The sequence below is a fragment of the Nitrosomonas sp. Nm132 genome (genome assembly GCF_900100485.1).
GTDB lineage: Bacteria > Pseudomonadota > Gammaproteobacteria > Burkholderiales > Nitrosomonadaceae > Nitrosomonas.
In genome coordinates this window covers 99115-117695 of the sequence record NZ_FNDH01000005.1, presented here as the reverse complement: position 1 = coordinate 117695, position 18581 = coordinate 99115, and the positions used below count along the sequence as shown (strand labels likewise).

The window sequence follows — 18581 nt, the reverse complement described above, 5'->3', positions numbered from 1 at the left end:
AATGAGTACATCATAACAAATATGTAGCCTGATAAAAACGGTAAGAGAAAAAGTCGGATATAACTTAAGGGCTATTCATCCGCTAGAAAAAATTAAACTAAATTACAAGGAAAATGTATGAATAAACAGGCAACTATCTGGCATCACTTGTCTGCCGCGCCGCATCGCAGTTTGTTTCTGGTGGGTGCGCTGCAGGGTGTGTTCACGCTGTTATGGTGGGCGTTTGATCTGATGGGGCGCTATGGCATCGTCGGCAGTGCGCCAATATGGAGTACGACACCCATCTGGGCGCATGCCTTCTTGATGGTGTATGGTTTCTTCCCATTTTTCATTTTTGGTTTTTTATTTACCACGTTTCCAAACTGGATGAATGGTGAAAAAATCAAATCACGTCATTTTCTTGCCACATGTTTGTTCATGGCCGGGGGCATCGTCATGTTCTACGCTGGTTTGTTCATCGGTAAGCCTGTGCTGGCAGCTGGGATCATAGCAATGCTGACGGGGTGGGCGATTGCGATCATGGCGCTATTACGCGTTCTGCTCAACACGGAGGCACAGGATAAACGTCATGCGCGCGTGGCCAGTGTCGCCTTCATCTTTGGCTGGTTGGGCGTGGCAGCTTATCTGGCATGGCTCCTGACTGATCATTCATTATTTATTGATTTCTCGCGACAGGCAGGAATCTGGTTTTTCCTGCTACCCATTTTGTTAACTGTTTCGCACCGCATGATTCCTTTTTTCTCCAGCCGAGTGTTGGAAAACTACGTGATTGTCAGACCTTATGTTCTGCTTTGGCTGATGCTTGCTTGCTCAGCGGGTCATGGTTTGTTACAGCTCGCGGGGATGCCGCAGTATGCGTGGTGGGTGGATTTGCCATTGGCCGGCTGTGCACTCTATCTGTCGTGGGCCTGGGGATTGTCGCGCAGCTTCAGCGTGAGCCTGCTGGCCGTGCTGCATATTTCGTTTGCCTGGCTGAGCGTGTCGATGCTGCTGTTTGCAGCACAGAGTCTGATGATGTGGTTGAATGAGGGTGAACGCATCTGGTTTGGGCTTGCACCACTCCATGCGCTGGCGATTGGCTATTTTGCCAGCATGGTACTGGGTATGGCCTCACGTGTGACGATAGGGCACTCCGGTCGCCCGCTGGTGCTGGATCATTTTACCTGGCTGCTGTTTCTTGGTTTTCAGGCTGCCGCAGTGTTCAGAATACTGCCTGACATCATACCGGCTGCTTCCTCTCTTGGGCCGATACTCTATCTATGCGCAGGTGCGGTATGGCTCATCTGCTTCACGTTATGGGCAGCACACTTTGCCCCTATTTACTGGCGGGCGAGAATTGACGGCAAGCTGGGTTGATTGGGAAGAGAACGAAAATTCTCCGCCATTTGATGAGATATGCTACAAACAGCATTTTCTCGGGCCATTGGGGAATTATTACTGCCAAATAAGATAGGCTCAAATACAAGCAGCGACGAGAGGATATTCATGGCTAAAGAAATCATTCTGCAATCAGCTATTACGTGTCCTGAGTGCGGGCACAAAGAAATTGAGACGATGTCTACCCATGCTTGTCAGTGGTTTTATGAGTGTAAGGAGTGTGGTGTACTGCTTAAGCCAAGGCCGGGTGATTGCTGTGTTTTTTGTTCCTACGGTACGGTTCCATGTCCCCCAATTCAACAGGTTCAAAGCGCTTGCTGCTCGTAATGATACGTGACAATTTACTCAACACTGACAGGCAAAAACAGAGCGGAGCACTGCTTTTGCCTGTCAGCTAGTTCAAACGTTAAACCTTGCAAAGAGAACGATTTATGAAATGGCAACAAGGTGAATTCACGGTGACAGACAACCGGGAAGATTTGGACATGGAAATGATTTATGGTTTTTTGTGCAAGGAGTCTTATTGGGCCAAGCATATTCCAAGAGCCACTGTCGAGAAGTCGGTGAATCATTCGCTGTGTTTTGGGTTGTATCACTGTAACAAGCAAATTGGTTTTGCTCGCGCTATTTCGGATTGTGCCACGTTTGCCTATCTTTCCGATGTGTTTGTCGTCTCGGATTACAGAGGGCGTGGACTCGGAAAATGGCTGATTTCGTGCATCCTTGCGCATCCAGAGTTACAAAGGCTGCGTCGCTGGATGTTGGCAACTTATGATGCGCACGGACTGTATGAGCAAAATGGTTTCGTAGCGGTGCAACAGCCAGAATGGTTCTTGGAAATTCATCATCCTGACATATATTCGCGCAAGGAATAACTTGGTCACGGAACAATAGTCAACCCAGACGTTTTATCAGCGTTTTGAGAGCATAGTAGCGCTCATGCTGACGCTGTTGATTACGCTCATAATTATTGTGGCCAGACAGGTTGTACGCCGGTAACCTTTGGAGGTTTGTGTAAGAAATTGGGCGATGCGGGAGAGCTTAAATTGGTTTTGCCGAAGATCACATATGAAAATATGATTGATTTGCATCGGGCAGTGAGCTTATGGACAGGGGGCATTCTTTTGCTCCCGGAATTTTGGTATTTATGGTGTGCAATTCTTCTATCCGAACGCCAATCATGTATCGGGGGCGTCGGCCATAAGCGCTTATAATTATGATAGAGTGGATGGACAATATCTGGGTGATCGCCAGCCTTGGAAGGGAACCGCGGCGGATATTTTTGTCCAAGCGCAATTCCCACTGCATTCGGGGCGTATCCCAATCTCGGTAATGGAGCTTGTCGTGGCTATGCTCAGTGTGACAGGCGTCTGTATCTGGTGGAAAAAGCGTGCTGCGCGGATCAGCGATCGGCGCGTGCCCTCACTTGTCTTTTGATTAATAAGAAAGATTTTGCTCAGTCGGGTGTATGAATCACTACACCCCTCCTTCTCAAAACTTCCCTATTAATCAAAATCCTGCATGATCATCACGCGAATTTATGAAATATTCGGGCTAGCTTGTTGGCGTGAATCGGCTGGCCTGAATCATGTATTTCAAAATACTTTCCGACAGTAGATGCTCGCAAAAAAACACCTGTCCTTTTACATTATTTCAGTAAAAAGGCAGGTGAAGTAGCGGAAGGGCAATGGTTTTATTTAACTAGCGGTGATGCACCTGATAGCGTGTTTCAATTACCACAGTACCCATCCTTCTAATTAAGAACATTTGCATGAGAATCGTTTCTGATATACAAGGATGAGTATGAGCATACTGAATGAAGTGAAAGCTGTAGGTGTCTTATTATTACTGCGAAAGCAGGCATTGAAAATGTGGCAAATTGTCGCAGGAAGGATGATTGGGAGTTTTTTAAGTTTGGGACAGAAAAGGAAAGAATGGTATGGAATACAGGATTAAATGCCAGCGAATAGTGCTTTTGATCACGGTTGTTTGGGGATTTACGATTTCGTCAGCGCATGCGGATGCCGTGACAGAATGGAACCAGCGGGCTGGAGATATCGTTGTTAACGCCAATATCGGACCGCTACCTGCAGAGCGGGCACTGGCAATGGTGCATGCAGCAGTCTATGAAGCTACCAATGCGATCACTCAGCGATATCCAGTGAGTGATCTGAAGCTAGAGACCGCTTCCGGGGCATCGGTTGAGGCCGCAGTCGCGGCTGCAAACCATGCGATATTATCGAAACTCATACCCGCTCAACAGGCAGCGATTGATAGTGTCTATCAGGCTGCTCTCGCGGCGATTGCTGATGGGCCAGCAAAAACTGGAGGTATTGCCATAGGTGAGAAAGCGGCTGCAGCGATCCTGGCGTTGCGTATAGAGGATGGAGCTACTGGATTAGAAACCTATCGTCCGCCTACGAGTGCTGGCACCTACATCCCTACGGTAATTCCGGAAGCACCCCAGTGGGCGCAGCGTAAGCCTTGGTTGATGTCGAATCCTGCCCAGTTTTGCCCAACGCCACCGCCTGAACTAGGTAGTGAATTGTGGGCGCGTGACTATAATGAGGTCAAAGCGCTTGGTCGTAAGGACAGTCAGCAGCGTACGAGTGGACAGACTGAGATTGCCCGTTTCTGGGAAGAAGTCATGCCACCGATTTACCATGGCATCGTGCGCTCGGTCGCAAATGTTCCGGGAAGAGAAATTACGCAGAACGCGAGGCTATTTGCGGCAGTCACCCAAGCATCAGATGATGCGCTGATCGCTGTATTCGATGCCAAGTATCATTATGGCTTCTGGCGGCCCGTGACTGCAATCCGCAATGGCGACATCGATGGCAATGACGCGACGGAAAGAGATCCATCCTGGATACCTTTCATTGATACCCCCATGCATCCCGAGTATCCCTGTGCGCATTGCATCGTTTCTGCGGCTGTCGGTACCGTGTTGCAAGCAGAGATCGGAACGGGTGCTACGCCGTTATTGACCACAACCAGCAATGCAGCGGGGGGAGCGGTGCGGAGTTGGGTGAAAATCGACGATTTCATGCAGGAGGTGATCAATGCACGTATTTATGATGGGGTGCACTATCGTAATTCAGGCATGACTGGCGCTGCGATGGGCAAGCAGATCGGCAATCTGGCAGCCAGGAAATATCAGCTCACCTCAAAGTAAGGAAGGCGGACGCAATGGCCTTTAACCCGAATATTTCATAAATTCGCGTGATGATCACGCAGGATTTTGATTAATAGGGAAGTTTTGAGAAAGAGGGGTGTAGTGACTCATACACCCGACTGAGCAAAATCTTTCTTATTAATCAAAAGACAAGTGAGGGCACGTGCCAATTTATGAAATATTCGGGTTTAATCCTGATTATATGAATGATTGCTCGAAAGTACGTGACAAGTAAAGTGAAGTGATATCCATGTCCAGGAGGGCAAAATGCTAAGTGGCACAGTTGTGGAAGTTGCGATTGGATTGGTGTTTTGCTATGCATCGGTTGCATTGATTACGAGTTCCATTTATGAGTCCATCGCATCTTTTCTCGGTCTTCGCTCGAAGAGTTTGTTGACAGGGATTAAAAAGCTCCTGAATGCTGGCAATCCCTGTGGCGAGGAACTGCTTTTAAGAATTTACAATCATGCATTGGTGCATCCGACAGGTAACGGCGCAGCTACATCGCTGGCAGATCTCGGGAGCCGCCCTTCCTACATCGATTCAAAAAATTTCTCACTTGCCTTGATCGATGCGATCCAATCCGTACCTGATGATTTTGCAAGACTCAGCGAGGATATTGATGCCATCAAGGATGAGCAAATTCGCAAACTGCTTCGTGGTATGTATGAAAGATCAGCCGGTAAAATGGAGAAATTGCATGAGCAACTGGTTGCCTGGTTTGATGCAGGAATGGACCGGGTGGCTGGTTCGTTCAAGCGGCAATCGCAGGTTTGGTGTTTTGGCATTGCCTTCGTGCTGGCGGCGATGTTGAATATCGATAGCATTCACCTTTTTTCAACATTGTGGAAACAACCGACTTTAGCCGCCCGAATTACCATGACGACTAGCCTTCCTCTTTCAGCCCCCATCGCAGAAGATAGGGTGCTTACGGCTAATGATGACGTTGTCGAGGACAAGGGTCGGGCCATGACTGATTCTTTTAAACAATTGGAAGAGCTGCCTATTGGCTGGCAGAATCAGCGATTTTGCAAAACAGAATCTGGCTGCTCCAGTTTTCTTGAATTTTATCATTATGATTATCCTGGTTTCCTGTTAATTATTTTTGGCTGGCTGATCACTGCATCGGCCTCACTCTTTGGTGCACCATTCTGGTTTGATTTATTGCAACACCTGACCCACTTACGTGGGACCGGCCCCAAACCAAAATCGACCACAATGCATGAGTGATGATGGAGTATTCACGCGACTATGGTTATCGCTCATTGAAGCGATTTTGCCGGGGATGGCATTGATGTTGCTGTAGTAACAGATGTGTTTCGTTCAAAGCGGGATTGAGGTGAGTCGTTCTGGCACAATGGCGTGCCACTTTAGCTTTTGTTCAATGGCATCTGCCAATGCAGCGGCACTACTTGATTCACCATGAACGACAAAGATTCTTTCTGGTTCACTGTTGAAATTTTTCAACCAGCTCAGCAAACCTGCTTGATCCGCGTGTGCGGAAAGACCGCCAATGGTGTAGATGTCCGCGCGAACAGGTATCTCTTGTCCGAAGATGTGAACTTGCTTGGCGCCATCAACCAATCTTCGCCCCAGTGTTCCTGCAGCTTGAAAGCCGGTTATGAGGATGGAGCATTCGGGTCTGGGAAGATTAAATTTGAGGTGATATTTGATACGCCCCGCATCACACATGCCGCTGGCAGAAATAATAATTGCGCCTTGTTGTACCGTGTTAAGTGTGATCGAGTCTTCAACATCTTGGATAAAATTTATCTTTAATTTTCTGCCGCTACTGTTGAACCACTGCAGGGTCTCGGTTGCCTCCTTGTCTAGCAGTTTGGCATGCTTTAGTGTGATGTCTGTGGCGGCAAGCGCCATGGGTGAGTCTACATAGATATCCATCTCTCCAAGCTTGCCCTGACGGTGAAGATCCACCAGCAGAAAGAGTAATTCCTGTGTGCGTCCTACAGCAAAAGCGGGTACGACGATGTTGCCGCCTTTGCGCAATAGCGTATCGTTGATAGCATGAACCAATTCATCCAGAGTATCGGTCATGGTTCGATGCAGGCGATTACCGTAGGTTGATTCTATTAGCAGGATGTCGGTTTGCTGAATGGGCGTTGGGTCGCGTACGATAGGGTGGGTGAGTTGTCCAAGGTCACCGGAAAATACCAATTTTTTCTGCTCTGTGTCAGATTTTATCCATAGTTCAATAATGGCGGAACCCAGTATATGTCCTGCATCACGGAATTTGCAGCGTACTGATGGGTGAGGGGAAATTTCTGTGTCATAGCTTACGCCACGCAATTGTTTAAGAAAGGTTTCTGCTTGTGTAACGGTATAAAGTGGGGCATTTTCGTGATTGGAGAATAGGTGCTTGCGTCTTAACGTTTTATTCTGCCATTCAGCTTCCTTTTCCTGGATATAGGCGCTATCTTTGAGCATGACCTTAAGGAGATCGATAGTGGCTTCAGTCGTGTAAACGGGGCCTCTGAAACCCCATGCGCTTAAGCGGGGGAGTAGCCCGGAATGATCAATATGAGCATGGGTGAGCAGAACAAAGTCAATCTGTTCCGGATCGAAGCAGAAAGCCGTTCTATTCTTACGATCTGCCTCACGCCCCCCTTGGAACATGCCGCAATCCACAAGAAAACGTGTGTGAGTGGTTTGGATCAGGTAGCTTGAGCCAGTGACTTCACCGGCGGCGCCCAAGAAAGTGAGTTGCATGATGATGGTTTCCCTTTATTTTGTATCAAAACGTATCAAGAATATGCAATACGCTTTTTACCAGCCAATCCATTTCATCTTCATTAATAATGTAGGGGGGCATGAAATAAACAGTATTGCCGAGTGGGCGCAGCAATAGTTTTTTATCGAGCGCCTTTTTAAAGAAAGAGTTTGTAAAAGTAGGGTCATCAGTAATGACTTCGAACGCCCATATCATGCCGCAGTTACGAAAATTGCTTACCTTGGGATGAGATTGAAGCGATTGTGACAGTTGGTTGAGATAATTTGCTTTAATACGATTGGCTTCAAGAATATTGTTCTGCTCGAAGATGTCGAGTGTGGCCAGCGCAGCCCGGCAGGCCAAAGCATTGCCGCTATGGGAATGTGAGTGTAAAAAAGCCTGAGAGGTCTTGTCATGATAAAAAGCTTGAAAAATGGTGTGAGTTGTCATGACAACTGAAAGCGGCAAATAACCACCGCTCAATCCTTTTGACAAACATAAAAAATCAGGCGTGATGCTGGCCTGTTCACAAGCGAACATCGTCCCCGTACGACCAAATCCAACTGCAATTTCATCTGCAATCAGATGTACTTGATATTTACTGCAGATTTCTCTGGCACGCTGTAGATAAACAGGATGATACATTCCCATTCCTGCGGCACCTTGAACGAGCGGTTCTAGGATGAGTGCGGCAGTATGAGCATGATGTTCATTGAGATAATTTTCCAGCTTATTGGCTGCTTTCAATGCATGTTCCTCAGGAGATTCTCCTTCCACTGCATTACGCCAGTCCGGGGAGGGCATGTGCTGGGTAGGTCGCAGTAAGGGTGCATAGATTTGTTTAAAAAGCGCGACATCGGTTACTGACAGGGCTCCCAGCGTTTCACCGTGATAGCCGTTTTGCAAGCTAATAAAATCGATTTTGGCAGTCAGACCACATTGTTGCCAGTAGTGAAAGCTCATTTTCAGAGCAATTTCAGTCGCCGAAGCGCCATCGCTGGCGTAAAAGCAATGTCCCAGGTTGCCCGGCGCTAATTTGCATAGTCGTTCTGATAGTGATACGACGGGTTCATGCGTGAAACCAGCAAGCATGACATGTTCAAGCTTGCTGAGCTGATCATTGAGGGCGCTATTGATGTGAGGGTGGCAATGGCCAAACAGATTGACCCACCAGGAGCTGATTGCATCGATATAGCAATTGCCATTGGAATCGTATAACCAGACTCCATGACCTTTTACTATGGAAACGGGAGGAAAAATCTCATGTTCTTTCATCTGGGTACAAGGGTGCCATACGGCTTTTTGGCTGCGCTCTGACAAATTTTTATCACTCATTGACTTGAAATTCCTTCTAATAGATCCTATTATTAGCACTCGTTGGCGATGAGTGCTAATGCTATTTATGTTATCGCCAATGCCTCTGCGGGACTTTCCCTGTCCAGGCCAACGTTATTTACGTTATTGGTGTTCATGTTTTTTTAATCATTATTAGGAGAAACAGCTATGAATATTCGCCCTTTACATGACCGTGTTATTGTCAAGCGGCTCGAGGAAGAACGCAAGACCGCTTCTGGAATTGTTATTCCCGATTCAGCTACAGAAAAACCAGACCAAGGCGAGATAGTCGCTGTAGGGAAAGGTAAAGTGGGTGATGATGGTAAAGTTCGCGCGCTGGAAGTCAAGGTGGGCGACAAGGTGCTGTTTGGAAAATATTCTGGTCAGGCCGTAAAGATAAAAGGTGAAGAATATCTGGTAATGCGCGAAGAAGATATCATGGGAGTAGTCGAAGGTTAATTGGGTTCGAGATTTTTAGTAATTAGATAATATAACTGTATATTAGGAGAAAGATGATGGCAGCAAAGGAAGTAAGATTCGGTGATGTGGCCCGTCATAATTTGGTCAATGGGGTCAACATTCTAGCAGATGCGGTTAAGGTCACCTTGGGTCCAAAAGGTCGCAATGTAGTGCTGGAGCGCTCTTATGGCGCACCTACGATTACCAAGGATGGTGTTTCAGTAGCCAAAGAGATTGAGCTGAAAGATAAGTTCGAAAATATGGGCGCCCAGATGCTCAAGGAAGTCGCGAGCAAAACATCTGATGTGGCCGGTGATGGAACCACGACCGCGACCGTATTGGCGCAATCCATCGTAAAAGAAGGAATGCGCTATGTGGCTGCTGGCATGAATCCAATGGATTTAAAACGCGGTATCGATAAAGCAGTTACGGCAACCATTGAAGATTTGAAAAAGCTTTCCAAACCCTGTTCCACAAGCAAGGAAATTGCGCAGGTTGGCAGTATTTCAGCCAATTCCGATGTGGAAATAGGCAAGATCATTGCTGAGGCAATGGAAAAAGTGGGTAAAGAAGGGGTGATTACGGTTGAGGACGGCTCAGGCTTGCAGAACGAGCTGGAGGTCGTTGAAGGGATGCAATTTGATCGTGGTTATCTTTCTCCTTATTTTGTCAGCAGCGCGGAAAAACAAATCGCATTGCTGGAAAACCCTTATGTGTTGTTGCACGATAAAAAGATTTCCAATATCCGTGATTTACTGCCAGTATTGGAGCAGGTAGCCAAAGCAGGCAAGCCTCTGCTGATCATCGCTGAAGATGTGGATGGCGAAGCGCTGGCTACGCTGGTGGTAAACAACATACGCGGAATACTTAAAACTTGCGCAGTCAAAGCGCCTGGCTTTGGTGATCGCCGTAAAGCGATGTTGGAAGATATTGCAGTCCTCACGGGTGGTACAGTGATTGCTGAGGAAGTTGGGTTGTCGCTCGAAAAAGCCAAACTGGAAGATTTGGGGCAAGCTAAGCGAATTGAGATTGGCAAAGAAAATACCACCATTATCGACGGTGCAGGTAACGCTAAGAATATTGAAGCGCGTGTGGTTCAAATTCGTACTCAGATCGAAGAAGCTACGAGTGATTACGATAAGGAAAAACTCCAGGAACGGGTGGCAAAATTGGCGGGTGGTGTAGCGCTCATCAAAGTAGGCGCGGCTACTGAAGTTGAAATGAAAGAGAAAAAAGCACGCGTCGAAGATGCACTGCATGCTACACGCGCAGCGGTGGAAGAAGGGATTATCCCCGGCGGTGGTGTAGCGTTGTTGCGGGCGATTAATACCGTAAGCAAAGTGAAAGGTGATAATCACGACCAGGATGCAGGTATTAAAATCGTTTTACGTGCATTAGAAGAGCCATTGCGTCAAATTGTGGCCAACTGTGGTGATGAGCCTTCTGTGGTAGCTAATAAAGTGAAAGAAGGTCAGGGTAACTTTGGCTACAATGCGGCCACGAGCGAATATGGAGATATGGTTTCCATGGGTGTATTAGATCCTACCAAAGTTACGCGCTCAGCATTGCAAAACGCTGCTTCTGTTGCGAGTCTCATTCTGACGACTGATGCAATGGTAGCGGAGTCGCCAAAAGAAGAATCTGCTGGTCCTGGTGCTGGTATGGGCGGCATGGGTGGTATGGGTGGTATGGGTGGTATGGAGATGTAACCCTATCCATTTTCGGATTATGTGAGGATCGCTACAGTGACAGACTTTGCTTCGGCAGTCTGTTGCTGTGGCGATTAATTTTTATGTATCTTTTAAAGTATAAACTCTTCATATATAAGCAATGGCATGGTATTGCAACTGATTTAGAATGAGTTAGGTATAAAATAGATAGTCTTTCATGTTATTGCTCTTATTTTGATGAACAATTTAAAGAATTATCAAGCGGATAAAGATTTACTTAGCGAACGAGTCATTTTAGTTACCGGGGCTGGGCAGGGGATTGGGCGCGCTGCTGCGATAGCTTATGCTACTTATGGTGCTACAATCATTTTGCATGGTCGCAAAGTTGAAAAACTAGAGCGTGTCTACGATGATATTCAAGCGCTAGGCAGAGAAGAGGCCATTATCTTTCCTTTTGATTTTGAGAAAGCAGTAGAGAAAGATTTTCAGGCGATCGCTGATGCAATTGCATCGCAATTAGGCAGACTAGATGGGATATTGCATAATGCTGCATTTACCTTTGGCCCAATGCCATTGGAGAACCATACGCTAGAGCAATGGCGATTAATCATGCAAGTTAATTTACTTGCGCCGGCTACACTTAATCGAGCTTGCCTGCCATTACTCAAAGCATCTGCCGATGCCAGTGTTATTATGACATCAGATACACATGGTCATGGGCCCTCTGCTTATTGGGGTGGGTTTGCAGTAGCTAAGGCAGGTGTAGAAGCATTAGTTAAAATTCAATCCCAAGAGTGGGAGTTATTGCCAAACTTACGTATCAATGCGCTCATTCCTGGTCCTGTTCACTCACCTCAGCGCACAAAAACACATCCGGGTGAAATAAAACATTTATTGCTCCAACCTCAGGATTTGATGAGGACTTATCTTTTCTTTATGGGGCCAGATAGCAGGGGAGTGAGTGGTAAAGTAGTGTCTTGTCAAGATGCAAGATAGTTCGGCTGCGATATTATGAATAAAAAGGTATAATTAAATAGTGGTAAAAACAGGGTAATACGCGAAAGTGGCGGAATTGGTAGACGCACCAGATTTAGGTTCTGGCGCCGATGAGGTGTGGGGGTTCGAGTCCCCCCTTTCGCACCAGAGAATCGAGTTTAAGTCTTTTTCGGCTTATATTACGCAACATATTTATTCATCTTGGTAATTATTTGGCAGTTATTTAGGAAGATTTAATGCAATCAAACGTTGAAAATCCCAATGTTTTGGAACGAAATCTTGATATTTCGATTTCTCAAGAAAATATCCAAGTGGAAGTAGACGATCGTCTAAAGCGCTTGGCTGGAAAAGTAAAAGTACAAGGTTTTCGCCCTGGTAAAGTACCGCTAAGAATAGTGGCTCAACAATTTGGCGCGAAGTTGCGTCAGGAAGTGTTGGGAGAAATGTTGCAGAAGCATTTTCAAGAAGCTGTCCAGCAGCAAAATTTACGAGTTGTCGGAGCTCCACATTTTAAAGCTAAGCAATCTGAAGAAAATAATGCTCATTATGAATTTAGTGCGACATTTGAGGTCTATCCGGATATAACGCTTGGTGATTTGAGTGCTCTCAGTGTGAATAAGCCTGTGGTAAAAATTGATGATAAAGAAGTTGAAAAAACATTGCATATTTTGCAAAAACAGAGAGCCAAATATGAATTGGTTCATCGACCAGCAGCATTAGGTGATCGAGTTAATATCGATTACCGCGGTCTGATCGATGGGAATGAATTCCAGGGTGGCAAGGCGAATGATTTTGCTTTGATGCTGGGCGATAGATACATTTTAAAAGATTTCGAAGATGCTATTCTCGGTATGAGTTTGGGAGAAGAGAAATCATTTCAAATGGTTTTTCCTGATGATTATCACGATAAAGAAGTTGCGGGAAGACCCGTTGTATTTAATGTCAAGCTCAACAAAGTTGAGGAGCCTGTATTAGCTGATATCGATAATGAATTTGCCAAATCACTTGGTATTCAAGATGGCGATATGAAAAGAATGTATGACGAAATTCGATTAAGTCTGGAGCGTGAAGTTTCTCAAAGGACCCGAGCAAAACTGAAAGAACAAATCATGCAATGCTTACTTGATACGGCGATATGTAATGCGCCAAGAATTTTAGTTGCGCAAGAAGTAAAACATTTAGTTCAAGATGCCAAAAATAGCCTTGCAACACAAGGCATACACAGCGAAGAAATCCCTCTCTCGCCAGAATCATTTTTGGAAAGAGCTGAGCGGCGTGTGAAATTGGGTTTAATTTTGGCTGAGTTAGTAAAAATTCATAATTTGAATGTTAAGTCGGAACAGATAAAAAAATATGTAGAGTATTATGCTCAGAGTTATGAAAATCCTGAGCAAGTGGTTAAGTGGCACTACTCGTCGCCTGAGCGTTTGAGAGAGATCGAGTCAATAGTATTGGAAGATAATGTCGTTTCATGGGCATTGGAGCAGGTCAAGGTGATTGACCAGGAGATAGCTTTTGAGGATTTGATGGGTTATCCTCATGCGTCAGCTTAAACAGGAGCAAGTTAATTTGGAGACGAGAGGTTTAGGTTTGATTCCGATGGTTATTGAAACCAGCGGGAGGGGTGAGCGTGCCTATGATATTTATTCACGATTATTAAAAGAAAGGATTATTTTTCTTGTAGGACCAGTTACTGAAGCATCGGCAAACTTGATTGTTGCTCAACTTTTATTTTTGGAATCAGAAAGTTCAGATAAAGATATTTCTTTTTATATCAATTCTCCCGGTGGCTTGGTTTCTGCAGGACTTGCTATTTACGATACGATGCAGTTTATAAAACCCGATGTCAGCACGCTTTGTGTTGGCCAGGCGGCAAGTATGGGTTCTTTGTTGTTGACGGCTGGAGCAAAGGGTAAACGCTTTTGTTTGCCCAACTCCCGCGTTATGATTCACCAACCCATGGGGGGATTTCAGGGGCAAGCTTCTGATATTGAAATACATGCTAAAGAGATTTTGTATTTGAAAAGTCGCTTGAATGAGATCATGGCTAAGCATAGCGGGCAGTCAATAAAGACGATCGAGAGAGATACGGATCGTGATAATTTTCTTAGTGCAGAAGAATCGGTAAAGTATGGTCTTGTCGATGCAGTATTGACGAGTAGAGATAATAAGAAATGAAATGGGCTTGCTTTGTTTAATCAGATTTCAATACTTTCCTTTGTTAAAATGGCATTTACTCAATGGTTGTGGAGTTAAATTATGTCTGAGAAAATGAATGGCGATAAACTTCTCTATTGTTCCTTTTGTGGCAAAAGCCAGCATGAGGTGAGAAAGCTGATAGCGGGACCATCTGTATTTATTTGCGATGAATGTATCGATCTTTGTAACGATATTATTCGCGAGGAAATGCAAGTTAATGAAACAGCTAAATTAGCGAAATCAAATCTGCCTGTACCTCGTGAAATATGCCTGATTCTAGATCAATATGTTATCGGTCAGGAATCAGCCAAGAAGATTCTTTCTGTCGCTGTATATAATCACTATAAGCGTTTAAGGAATTTGACCAAGGTCAGTGATACTGATGATATAGAACTTGCAAAAAGTAATATTCTTTTAATTGGCCCAACCGGTTCTGGTAAAACCCTATTAGCTCAAACGCTAGCTAGATTATTGGATGTGCCATTCATTATTGCGGATGCAACGACACTGACCGAAGCGGGTTATGTGGGTGAGGATGTCGAAAATATCATTCAGAAATTACTGCAGAAATGTAATTACGATGTGGAGAAGGCTCAGCGTGGCATTATTTACATTGACGAAATAGATAAGATTTCGCGTAAATCTGATAATCCTTCTATCACTCGGGATGTCTCCGGTGAAGGCGTGCAGCAGGCGTTGTTAAAGCTAATAGAAGGAACACTTGCCCTAGTACCTCCCCAGGGAGGACGTAAGCATCCCAATCAAGAGTTTATTCAAATAGATACTACCAATATTTTGTTCATTTGTGGTGGAGCATTTGATGGGATAGATAAAATAATACGATCACGATCGGAAAAGGGTGGTATAGGTTTTGGTGCTGAAATAATCAATCGCGATAACCATAAAGAAATTAATGAGGTATTAAAGGCAGTCGAGCCTGAAGACCTGATTAAGTATGGTTTAATCCCGGAATTTGTTGGACGCTTGCCAGTTATTGCGACATTAGATGAACTTAATGAGCCTGCTCTGATCCAAATTTTAACCGAACCTAAAAATGCTCTTGTCAAGCAATATTGGAAACTATTCAACATGGAGGGAGGTGTTGAATTAGAATTTCGTGAGCAGGCACTTAAAGCAATAGCCAAGAAAGCATTGATACGCAAAACAGGGGCACGTGGTCTGCGATCAATTCTGGAAGAGACACTGTTGGATATAATGTATGATTTACCCTCACTTGAGAATATTTCTAAAGTTGTGATTGATTATGGATCAGTAAATGGTGATATCAAACCTATTTTGATTTATTCAGATCAACCAAAGATTACTAAGAATTCAAAGCAAGCTTAAAAAATGATAGCTAAGTTTAACTATTGCACTCGGAGTAAAGTTAGCTAAAAATCATCAAATTAAGAAGCGCATTAAATAACTGCGATACATTGTAGTATTTCCAATTCGATATTTTTGAATAGAATAGCGCCCTAGTTTAGACTATTGGTGCTTAACCTAAAGTGTAAATATGACCTCGGTAGATAACGAATCAAATCAACTGATTTTGCCATTATTACCATTACGTGATGTGGTTGTTTTTCCGCATATGGTAATACCCCTATTTGTTGGGCGGCCAAAATCTATAAAGGCATTAGAGCTTGCTATGGAGTCCGGCAAGAATATCTTGTTGGTAGCACAGAAATCAGCTGCTAAAGATGACCCTGCTCCACGAGATCTTTATAGCATATGCTGTGTTTCGAGTCTGCTTCAAATGCTTAAGCTTCCTGATGGTACCGTTAAAGTCTTGGTGGAAGGAAGTTACCGGGCTCGTATTTTGGAATTTATTGACTCAGAATCTTATTTCTCAGGAAAGGCACTTCAAATCTCTATTGACAGTGTAAATACTCCAGAAATAGAAGCAACACGTCGCGCCCTCATATCGCAATTTGATCAGTTCGTAAAATTAAATAAAAAGATACTCCCTGAAATTCTGGCATCTCTTGCGGGTATTGATGAGGCTGGACGATTGGCTGATACAATCGCTGCTTATCTTCCCCTGAAATTAGAGAAAAAGCAGGAAATACTTGAAATTTTTGATGTACAGAAGCGATTAGAACATCTACTGGGTTTGTTGGAAACAGAGCTCGATATTCTTCAAGTAGAAAAGCGTATTCGTGGAAGAGTTAAGCGTCAGATGGAGAAGAGTCAACGAGATTACTATCTGAATGAACAAGTTAAGGCCATTCAGAAAGAGTTGGGCGAAGGAGAGGAGGGGGCTGATTTAGAGGAAATCGAGAAAAGAATTAAATCCGCCTCATTGCCTAAAGATGCGCATACAAAAGCTGAGTCAGAGTTGAAGAAGCTACGTCTGATGTCACCGATGTCAGCTGAAGCTACAGTTGTTCGTAATTATATTGATGCGTTAGTTTCATTGCCGTGGAAGCAGAAAAGTAAAATTTGTAAGGATCTTAATACGGCAGAAGCCGTTTTAGAGCAAGATCATTATGGATTAGAAAAGATTAAAGAAAGAATAATAGAGTATTTAGCTGTACAACAAAGAGTTAGCAAACTAAAAGCACCGATCCTTTGCCTTGTTGGTCCTCCTGGAGTGGGTAAGACCTCGCTTGGTAGATCTATAGCTCGTGCTACGAATCGGAAATTTATGCGTATGTCTTTGGGAGGGGTGCGTGATGAAGCAGAAATACGCGGTCATCGTCGTACATATATAGGGGCAATGCCTGGGAAGATTCTGCAGAATATTACTAAGGTTGGCGTCAGAAACCCATTATTCTTATTGGATGAAGTGGATAAGATGGGAATGGATTTTCGTGGAGATCCAGCTTCTGCATTATTGGAGGTACTTGACCCAGAGCAAAATAGTACTTTTGTTGATCATTACATTGAGGTTGAATATGACTTATCAGATGTAATGTTTGTTGCCACAGCTAACACACTGAACATACCTCCCGCATTGCTTGATCGTATGGAAGTAATACGATTATCGGGTTATACGGAAGATGAAAAACTCAATATTGCTAGGCAATATTTATTACCTAAGCAAATGAAGAATCATGGGCTTGAAGAAGGGGAGTTGATAATTTCTGAATCTGCTCTACGAGATATCGTGCGTCACTATACGAGGGAAGCTGGTGTACGGGCCATGGAGCGAGAAATTTCCAAGATCTGCCGTAAAGTTGTGAGGGCCATATTAAGCAAAAAAGGGGAAGATAAAGAGAAAGTTACGATTAATTCGCGCAATCTTGGTAATTACCTAGGTGTTCATCGTTATGCTTACGGCATAGCAGAGGAAAAGAGTCAAATAGGACAGGTTACTGGCTTGGCATGGACAGAAGTGGGCGGAGAGCTGCTAACAATTGAGGCAGTGGCATTACCTGGTAAAGGAAAGACAATTACTACCGGTAAATTAGGTGAGGTGATGCAGGAATCTGTTCAGGCTGCTTTGTCAGTAGTTCGTAGTCGCTCAACAATACTTGGCATAGCAGATGATTTTTATCTTAAAAAAGATATTCATATTCATTTGCCTGAAGGTGCAACGCCAAAGGATGGACCTAGTGCAGGTATTGGTATTTGCGTTGCTATGGTTTCTGTATTAACAGGAATACCGGTTCGTGCAACTGTGGCCATGACAGGAGAAATAACATTGCGTGGAGAGGTATTACCAATAGGTGGGCTCAAAGAAAAACTATTAGCAGCTCATCGTGGTGGTATTAAGATGGTACTGATACCAGAAGAGAATATTAAAGATTTAAATGAAATACCGGCAAATATAAAGAACAAGCTAAAAATTCAACCAGTAAAATGGATAGATCAGGTTCTGGAATTAGCGCTGGAACATAGACCCGAAGCGCTTCCATCAACAGTTCAAAATACGCTGCCAGCTATGAGCGAAGATGATGTCGCTAATGCTATTATTAAGCATTAGCCCGTAGCTTCTGAGAAAAATTTCTTTACCTCAGAAGCTACGCCATGAGTGTGAATCCTGATTCAGGTTCGTAAATTAATTTTTTCTCAACAGCTTGTTAACCTCTGATATGAACATTGAAGAGAGTAGTAATCGGCTGCATTGACATGCGGCGGTATTTGGCATTGATCAGGAAGGGATATCATAATTTTTTTTAACAATCTCTTTCATCAGATCAGGGGGGGTGAGTAGTAGACCGTTCCAGCATAACGGTTACAGAAAACGCCGTTCGGCCTGAGCCTGTCGAGGGCCGATGTCAGTTGCTTAGCGGTTTGACAAGTTCACCACGAACGGTAATGGCTTTACTGGAACGATCCAGTAGTGATGATTACCTTTACTGGCGGAGATCGGTAAAACTCAGAATCATGCTGTTTGGGTGATACTCCCTGACAAACCCAGAGAATGATTCCTCCAAGTACACATCGCCAATGATACTTTCGAAGTATTTTCTGCTGTGAGCCTATTACAGGGTATCGTCAAGATACTTACAAAAATATTTCAACGAATACAACGTATTTTAACGAATTTTGCTATCGCTTTAACATAAGAGCATGGCAAGAAAATCTGCTATTATGGTTCCTCAATATGCGTTTGACTCATACTTGGATTAAACTAAAAATAACTTAGAGGAACGCAAGGTTATGTCTATGGGAAACAGTGCTACAGTGGGTG

Annotated in this window: 15 protein-coding genes and 1 tRNA gene; 14 read left to right on the top strand and 2 right to left on the bottom strand. The window is 44.3% G+C overall.

The genetic code is table 11. The features are described from left to right. The first annotated feature begins 117 nt into the window (after nt 1–117). The 6 genes from BLP80_RS03665 to BLP80_RS03640 all read left to right on the top strand — a co-directional run bounded on the left by BLP80_RS03665 (nt 118) and on the right by BLP80_RS03640 (nt 5782). A complete protein-coding gene (locus BLP80_RS03665) occupies nt 118–1356 on the top strand; it encodes an NnrS family protein (RefSeq protein ID WP_090540239.1) in 1239 nt (412 codons plus the stop codon). Between the two features lie 129 nt (nt 1357–1485). Then, nucleotides 1486–1704, top strand: coding sequence for a GDCCVxC domain-containing (seleno)protein (locus tag BLP80_RS16105; protein WP_090540297.1), 219 nt, complete (start codon nt 1486–1488; stop codon nt 1702–1704). 104 nt (nt 1705–1808) lie between these two features. Beyond that, nucleotides 1809–2252 carry a GNAT family N-acetyltransferase gene (locus BLP80_RS03655; protein WP_090540237.1) on the top strand — a complete coding sequence of 148 codons (444 nt, stop codon included), beginning with the start codon at nt 1809–1811 and terminating at the stop codon, nt 2250–2252. A gap of 349 nt (nt 2253–2601) precedes the next feature. Continuing rightward, nucleotides 2602–2814 carry a PepSY domain-containing protein gene (locus BLP80_RS03650; protein WP_256324936.1) on the top strand — a complete coding sequence of 71 codons (213 nt, stop codon included), beginning with the start codon at nt 2602–2604 and terminating at the stop codon, nt 2812–2814. A 502-nt stretch (nt 2815–3316) separates the two neighbouring features. Then, a complete protein-coding gene (locus BLP80_RS03645; RefSeq protein ID WP_090540235.1) occupies nt 3317–4552 on the top strand; it encodes a vanadium-dependent haloperoxidase in 1236 nt (411 codons plus the stop codon). Between the two features lie 267 nt (nt 4553–4819). Next, nucleotides 4820–5782: a hypothetical protein gene (locus tag BLP80_RS03640; RefSeq protein ID WP_090540233.1), complete on the top strand. Its 963-nt coding sequence runs from the start codon at nt 4820–4822 to the stop codon at nt 5780–5782. Nucleotides 5783–5875: 93 nt separating this feature from the next. Here the strand turns inward: BLP80_RS03640 and BLP80_RS03635 are convergent, their stop codons facing one another. Then, the gene (locus BLP80_RS03635; protein ID WP_090540231.1) at nt 5876–7279 is read right to left on the bottom strand and encodes an MBL fold metallo-hydrolase RNA specificity domain-containing protein; all 1404 of its coding nucleotides are present in this window, start codon (nt 7277–7279) and stop codon (nt 5876–5878) included. A gap of 25 nt (nt 7280–7304) precedes the next feature. Continuing rightward, complete coding sequence (bioA, locus tag BLP80_RS03630; protein WP_090540229.1) at nt 7305–8615, bottom strand: adenosylmethionine--8-amino-7-oxononanoate transaminase; 1311 nt, start codon at nt 8613–8615, stop codon at nt 7305–7307. Between the two features lie 168 nt (nt 8616–8783). On the opposite strand from bioA, the gene groES reads away from it, so the two are divergent. The 8 genes from groES to lon all read left to right on the top strand — a co-directional run bounded on the left by groES (nt 8784) and on the right by lon (nt 17870). After that, nucleotides 8784–9074 (top strand): co-chaperone GroES, encoded by a 291-nt coding sequence (gene groES / locus BLP80_RS03625; RefSeq protein WP_090540227.1) that lies wholly within the window; start codon nt 8784–8786, stop codon nt 9072–9074. Between the two features lie 56 nt (nt 9075–9130). Beyond that, the gene (gene groL, locus BLP80_RS03620; protein ID WP_090540225.1) at nt 9131–10783 is read left to right on the top strand and encodes a chaperonin GroEL; all 1653 of its coding nucleotides are present in this window, start codon (nt 9131–9133) and stop codon (nt 10781–10783) included. Nucleotides 10784–10981: 198 nt separating this feature from the next. Continuing rightward, entirely contained in the window at nt 10982–11740 is a 759-nt protein-coding gene (locus BLP80_RS03615; protein WP_090540223.1) for an SDR family NAD(P)-dependent oxidoreductase, read from the top strand. A 61-nt stretch (nt 11741–11801) separates the two neighbouring features. Further along, nucleotides 11802–11887 (top strand) — tRNA-Leu (locus BLP80_RS03610). A gap of 89 nt (nt 11888–11976) precedes the next feature. Further along, the gene (tig, locus tag BLP80_RS03605; protein ID WP_090540221.1) at nt 11977–13293 is read left to right on the top strand and encodes a trigger factor; all 1317 of its coding nucleotides are present in this window, start codon (nt 11977–11979) and stop codon (nt 13291–13293) included. Then, nucleotides 13280–13918: an ATP-dependent Clp endopeptidase proteolytic subunit ClpP gene (gene clpP, locus BLP80_RS03600; protein ID WP_090540219.1), complete on the top strand. Its 639-nt coding sequence runs from the start codon at nt 13280–13282 to the stop codon at nt 13916–13918. The genes tig and clpP overlap by 14 nt, the downstream gene beginning before the upstream one ends. An 81-nt stretch (nt 13919–13999) precedes the next feature. Then, nucleotides 14000–15286, top strand: a complete 1287-nt coding sequence (gene clpX, locus BLP80_RS03595) for an ATP-dependent Clp protease ATP-binding subunit ClpX (RefSeq protein ID WP_090540217.1) — start codon at nt 14000–14002, stop codon at nt 15284–15286. 169 nt (nt 15287–15455) lie between these two features. Next, on the top strand, nt 15456–17870 hold the full coding sequence (lon, locus tag BLP80_RS03590; RefSeq protein ID WP_090540215.1) for an endopeptidase La: 2415 nt from the start codon (nt 15456–15458) through the stop codon (nt 17868–17870). The last annotated feature ends 711 nt before the right edge of the window (nt 17871–18581 follow it).